5 protein-coding genes are annotated in these 6322 nt (G+C 45.7%); 4 read left to right on the top strand and 1 reads right to left on the bottom strand.

The window, feature by feature from the left end:
• Positions 1-93: 93 nt before the first annotated feature.
• Positions 94-1098 carry an ornithine carbamoyltransferase gene (gene argF / locus MES37_RS14740; RefSeq protein ID WP_064543214.1) on the top strand — a complete coding sequence of 335 codons (1005 nt, stop codon included), beginning with the start codon at positions 94-96 and terminating at the stop codon, positions 1096-1098.
• Positions 1099-1193: 95 nt separating this feature from the next.
• Here the strand turns inward: argF and MES37_RS14735 are convergent, their stop codons facing one another.
• Positions 1194-1646, bottom strand: coding sequence for a YhcH/YjgK/YiaL family protein (locus MES37_RS14735; protein ID WP_064543212.1), 453 nt, complete (start codon positions 1644-1646; stop codon positions 1194-1196).
• A 626-nt stretch (positions 1647-2272) separates the two neighbouring features.
• Between MES37_RS14735 and speFL the strand changes: the two genes are divergently transcribed.
• From speFL to potE, 3 genes are all read left to right on the top strand, one after another.
• Positions 2273-2377 carry a leader peptide SpeFL gene (speFL, locus tag MES37_RS14730; protein ID WP_121814831.1) on the top strand — a complete coding sequence of 35 codons (105 nt, stop codon included), beginning with the start codon at positions 2273-2275 and terminating at the stop codon, positions 2375-2377.
• A gap of 325 nt (positions 2378-2702) precedes the next feature.
• Entirely contained in the window at positions 2703-4865 is a 2163-nt protein-coding gene (speF, locus tag MES37_RS14725; RefSeq protein ID WP_064543210.1) for an ornithine decarboxylase SpeF, read from the top strand.
• 118 nt (positions 4866-4983) lie between these two features.
• Entirely contained in the window at positions 4984-6306 is a 1323-nt protein-coding gene (potE, locus tag MES37_RS14720) for a putrescine-ornithine antiporter (RefSeq protein ID WP_064543205.1), read from the top strand.
• Positions 6307-6322 lie beyond the last annotated feature (16 nt).

Below are 6322 nucleotides of genomic sequence, written 5' to 3'. Positions count from 1 at the left end.
GCTAAAGATTTTACTTTCGGGGTTGCAAATGAATATTCATACATATAAATTGAATTTGTATTCAATTACTGGCTTGTGCCATGAGAGGAAAATATGAGTCATTTCTATCAAAAACATTTTCTAAAATTACTGGATTTCACCCCTGCACAACTTCAAGAATTGCTTGCCCTGTCTGCCAAACTGAAAAGTGACAAGAAAAAAGGCACTGAAGTTCAGCATCTTACTGGAAAAAATATTGCGCTCATCTTCGAAAAAGACTCGACTCGTACGAGGTGCTCTTTCGAAGTTGCCGCATTTGACCAGGGCGCGCGAGTCACCTGGCTCGGCTCAAGCGGCAGCCAAATTGGGCATAAAGAATCAATTAAAGATACGGCTCGCGTATTAGGCCGGATGTACGATGGCATTCAGTATCGCGGGTATGGCCAGGAAATCGTTGAAACGCTGGCGCAGTATGCCGGTGTGCCGGTGTGGAACGGGCTGACTAACGAATTTCACCCAACGCAATTATTGGCAGATTTGCTGACTATGCAGGAGCAAATGCCCGGTAAGACCTTCCAACAGATGACGCTGGTTTATGCAGGTGATGCGCGTAATAACATGGGTAATTCGATGCTGGAAGCTGCCGCGTTGACCGGGCTGAATTTGCGCCTGGTGGCTCCAAAAGCATGCTGGCCGGATGAAAAACTGGTGACCGAATGCCAGGCTCTGGCGGCTCACAACGGTGGGAATATCACGCTGACAGAAGATATTGCCGCAGGCGTGAAAGGGGCCGATTTCATTTATACCGATGTATGGGTGTCGATGGGCGAGGCTAAAGAGAAGTGGGCTGAGCGTATCAGCCTGTTACGGGATTATCAGGTCAATAGCGCAATGCTGGCGCTGACTGGCAATCCTGAGGTGAAATTCCTGCATTGCCTGCCTGCATTCCACGACGACCAAACGACACTGGGTAAACAAATGGCGGAACAATATGGTCTGCACGGTGGCATGGAAGTGACGGATGAAGTGTTTGAATCGCCAAACAGCGTGGTGTTCTCTCAGGCTGAAAACCGCATGCACACCATTAAAGCGGTGATGGTGGCGACGCTGGTTAAGTAACATCCCCTCACCCCGGCCCTCTCCCCAAAGGGGCGAGGGAGAAAGCCAGTCCCCTCTCCCTCAGGGAGAGGGCCAGGGTGAGGGTGAAAATTCCCTTATCCTACCAACATCTTCACCACAACTTTACGCACCGGCGCGGGTTTGCCCACCGCGCACAGTGGTTTGTGAACTTCGCCTGGGTAGAACACCACGAAATCCCCTTCATTCATGATAATGGTTTTTTCCTGCACACCTTCTGGCAGAAACGCGATGTCTTTTTCCGCCAACAAGTCAGTCTCAGGCGCGCCCGCAGGCTGACAGCTAAACGTCATCCCTTCCTGACCCTTCATCACAATCTGGATATCCAGATAGCGCTGGTGAAACTCCGCAGGGCGGTCTTCGATTGGTTGTGTGGAATCTTCAGAAACCAGCATAAACAGGCGGTTACCGTCGATGTCATGTTTACCAAGTGGTGTTTCTGGAGTGATGTGTTGTTTCACGTGTTCAATTGCCTGACGCAGTTCTTCCGGCAGCCAGGATTGCAAAGAATGAATGTTGCCAATAATCATGTTCGATACCTTTTTTTTGAAACGATGTTTTATTATGGTATTTATACGAGCATTCATCTTCTACCGCTACGAGTTTTTTATGAAAACCTGTGCTGCATCTTAAAAAATTCTACTTACACCGTTTTTGACCTTTTTCAGCGCGGGTGCCAGACACCGTAAACAGAAAAAAACAGCAGATAAAAGCCATTAAACGATCAACATGCAGAGATATGCTTCATAAAATTCAAACTACACAGCATTTATTGCTTAGATAATTTGAGTGAATAAACATGCGAAAACAGATATAAAAAATGAATCATTATGTAGATCATGAAAATCTACCATTGTGACAAACGATTAACATTAAGATTTCATCTTGTTATCACCCATGATGCTTTACGGGGTTCATTTTCAATAATGGGTGCGAATGTTCCTGATGCTTCGTGGCTATTTATTTAATACTCACCACTCGCATAATAATAACTTCACATTTCAGCAACCCTGATAAACGATATTTTATTCATTTGACTTAAATAAAAACATTGTTTTATTTTTAACACTAAAACCATTAGTGACAAATGTCACAGTTTTATATCTTCTCATGATTACAATGACCTCGATTTCCCACCATATAAGGAAATAGAGAAATGGAAAACAATAATAAATCCATGCCACACATACGACGTGTTACGCATATTATGATGCTAATACACCGTAGCTGTTTTGATTTTCATCTTTTCAACTCTAAGTAAACCCCTCCCCCACGGCATCTGCTTTTGTGGATACTCGTGCCTGCTTGTCTCTAAACACTGATAAATAAAGTAAGCTGTTGAATATAGATACTATTATCTTTCGTTTTGCGTATGGCATTTGACTATCCAAATGAGCTTTTAGCCAATCCGGTGAATCAATCACCTGACATATATCGACTCATATCAGTAATTCAATAATAAGAATTATTGCGGGTAGTTATTGTCTTTAAAAAAATAATAAACATCGGATTCCCTGTGGGGAATATCTGACGACCATGTCATACCAAAATTTCAATTATTCAAAATACAAGAGAACAAAGTCAAAATGGAAAAATTAAAAATAGCAGTTAATACCAGCGCGACTGAATGCTTTAGTACCGAACGTGAAATCGTCGAGATAACAAATACTAATTTTACTGATGTGTCGGCCGCCGTCATTTCCGTAAAAGATGCAACATCAGGTATGTTAGATACCATTGAACAGACGGGTTTTGGTATTCCAATCTTTGTCGCCGTTTGCTGCGAAGAAGAGTTACCAGCCGAAGTGCTACCTCGCGTTACTGGCGTGTTTGAACTGTGCGATGGAAATGTGGATTTCTATGGCAAACAGCTGGAAGCCGCAGCGGTTAAATATGAAAAAGAAGTGCTACCACCGTTCTTTGGCAGCCTGGTGGAATATGTGCAGCAGGGTAATGCTGCCTTCGACTGCCCGGGACACCAGGGCGGCCAATTCTTCCGCCGTCACCCGGCTGGACGCCAATTCTTTGATTACTTTGGTGAAACGCTTTTCCGCTCTGACCTTTGTAATGCTGACGTCTCCATGGGTGATTTACTGATCCATGAAGGCGCTCCGTGTACTGCACAGATGCACGCAGCGAAAGTGTTTAACGCTGATAAAACCTACTTTGTCTTAAACGGGACTTCTTCTTCTAACAAAGTGGTGTTGAACGCATTACTGGCACCGGGCGATCTGGTGTTATTTGACCGTAATAACCATAAATCCAACCACCATGGTGCATTGATTCAGGCGGGCGCTACACCAGTTTATCTGGAAACAGCTCGTAACCCGTTCGGATTTATCGGTGGTATTGATGCTCACTGTTTTGAAGAGAAATATCTCCGTGATTTAGTGCGTGAAGTTGCACCAAATCGAGGTGCTGAGAAACGTCCATTCCGCCTGGCCGTTATCCAGTTGGGCACTTACGACGGCACTATTTATAACGCACGCCAGGTCGTTGATAAGATTGGTCATCTGTGTGACTACATCCTGTTTGATTCTGCATGGGTAGGTTATGAGCAATTCATTCCGATGATGAACGACTGTTCACCTCTGCTGCTTGAATTAAATGAAAATGACCCAGGCATTCTGGTCACACAATCCGTACATAAACAGCAAGCTGGCTTCTCTCAGACTTCGCAAATTCATAAAAAAGACAAGCATATCAAAGGGCAAGATCGCTATGTCAATCATAAGCGTATGAACAATGCGTTTATGATGCACGCTTCCACCAGCCCGTTCTATCCGCTGTTTGCCGCCCTTGACGTTAACGCCAAAATGCATGAAGGCGAAAGCGGTAAACGTATGTGGATGGACTGCGTAAAAGTCGGGATTGAGACCCGCAAGCTGCTGTTAAAACTCTGCAAACATATTCGTCCGTTCGTACCAGAAACTATTGATGGCCGTAAGTGGGAAGAGTTTGATACCGAAACCATGGCAAACGACCTGCGCTTCTTTAACTTCATCCCAGGCGAACGCTGGCACTCATTTGATAACTACGCCGAGCACCAATACTTCGTTGACCCATGCAAACTGATGCTGACCACTCCGGGTATCAACGTTCAGACCGGTGAATACGATAGCTTCGGCGTACCAGCGACTATCCTCGCCAACTTCCTGCGCGAGAACGGCATTGTCCCGGAGAAATGCGACCTCAACTCCATTCTGTTCCTGATGACACCTGCCGAAGACATGGCAAAAATGCAGCATCTTGTTGCTCAAATTTCCCGTTTTGAGCGCCTGATTGAAGAAGATGCGCCGTTATCTGAAGTTCTGCCATCAATCTATAAAACCTACGAAGAACGCTATCAGGGCTACACCATCCGTCAGTTGTGCCAGGAAATGCACGATTTGTACGTCAGCCATAACGTCAAACAGCTGCAAAAAGAGATGTTCCGTAAAGACCACTTCCCGAAAGTCGTGATGAATCCTCAACAGGCAAACATTGAGTTTGTGCGCGGTAACGTTGAATTAGTGGCGTTATCTCAGGTTGAAGGCCGCATCGCTGCTGAAGGTGCTCTGCCATATCCTCCAGGTGTTTTATGTGTGGTTCCAGGCGAAATCTGGGGCGGTTCTGTGCAGCGTTATTTCCTGGCGCTGGAAGAAGGGATCAATCTGTTACCAGGCTTTGCTCCTGAATTACAGGGTGTCTATATCAAACTGGATGATGACCGTAAAAAACGCGCTTATGGCTATGTTATTAAACAATAAATCTGAAATCAGCAGGCGTCAGCGTTACTGGCAAAAACTGATTTTCCCATAAAAAGAAACAGTGAAGAACCGTGATTTTTCGGTTCTTCACAACTCAAGTTTATTAAAGGAACAGATTATGAGTACGTCTAAGGGCAGCAACAAAATGGGCGTCGTTCAGCTCACAATTTTGACAGCAGTTAACATGATGGGATCAGGGATCATCATGTTGCCGACCAAATTAGCGGAAGTGGGCACACTTTCAATCGTTTCATGGTTAGTGACGGCATTGGGCTCGATGGCCCTGGCTTACGCCTTCGCTAAATGTGGGATGTTCAGCCGCAAATCAGGTGGCATGGGCGGTTACGCAGAATATGCCTTTGGCAAATCTGGTAACTTCATGGCGAACTACACTTACGGGGTTTCATTACTCATTGCCAACGTCGCGATTGCGATTTCTGCAGTGGGTTACGGCACCGAATTATTGGATGCCACGTTATCGCCAATCGGAATTTGTATTGCAACCATCGGGGTGTTGTGGCTGGCGACAGTTGCAAACTTTGGCGGTGCACGCATTACCGGGCGTATTAGTGGCGTGACCGTTTGGGGCGTAATTATTCCTGTACTGGGCATCTCAATCATTGGTTGGTTCTGGTTCAGTCCATCAATGTATGTGGCCTCCTGGAACCCGCATCATCTTCCTGTTTTTGAAGCCATCGGTTCTTCTATCGCCATGACGCTGTGGGCCTTCTTGGGTTTAGAATCTGCCTGTGCAAACACCGATGTTGTTGAAAACCCAGAGCGTAACGTACCTATCGCCGTATTAGGCGGGACGCTGGGCGCTGCGGTTATCTACATTATTTCGACTAACGTGATCGCCGGTATTGTGCCAAACATGGATTTGGCAAACTCAACCGCTCCGTTTGGTTTAGCCTTTGCTCAGATGTTTACCCCTGGCGTCGGTAAAATCATCATGGCATTGATGATTATGTCCTGCGTAGGTTCACTGTTGGGCTGGCAGTTCACTATCGCTCAAGTATTCAAATCTTCTGCTGACGAAGGTTATTTCCCGAAAGTTTTCTCTAAATTAACCAAAGCAGAAGCACCAGTGAAAGGGATGATCGTTATCGTTATCATCCAGTCAGTGTTGTCTTTGATGACCATCAGCCCATCGCTGAACAAACAGTTCAACGTGCTGGTTAACCTGGCCGTAGTGACCAATATTATCCCTTACATCCTGTCGATGGCGGCGTTGGTCATTATCCAGAAAGTGGCGAAAGTGGAACCGAGTAAAGCGCGTCTTGCCAACATCTTCGCATTCATTGGCGCGATGTATAGCTTCTACGCTCTGTATTCTTCCGGTGAAGAAGCGATGATGTATGGTGCCATCGTGACTTTCCTCGGCTGGACACTATATGGCCTTATCTCTCCGCGTTTTGAACTGCGTAAAACCGGTGTGTGATTGAACAAATCACTGG

Origin of the sequence: Buttiauxella sp. S19-1 (assembly GCF_022134725.1) — a bacterium.
GTDB lineage: Bacteria > Pseudomonadota > Gammaproteobacteria > Enterobacterales > Enterobacteriaceae > Buttiauxella > Buttiauxella ferragutiae.
Note: the sequence above shows the minus strand (reverse complement) of the source record. Positions and strands in the feature narration are given on the sequence as shown.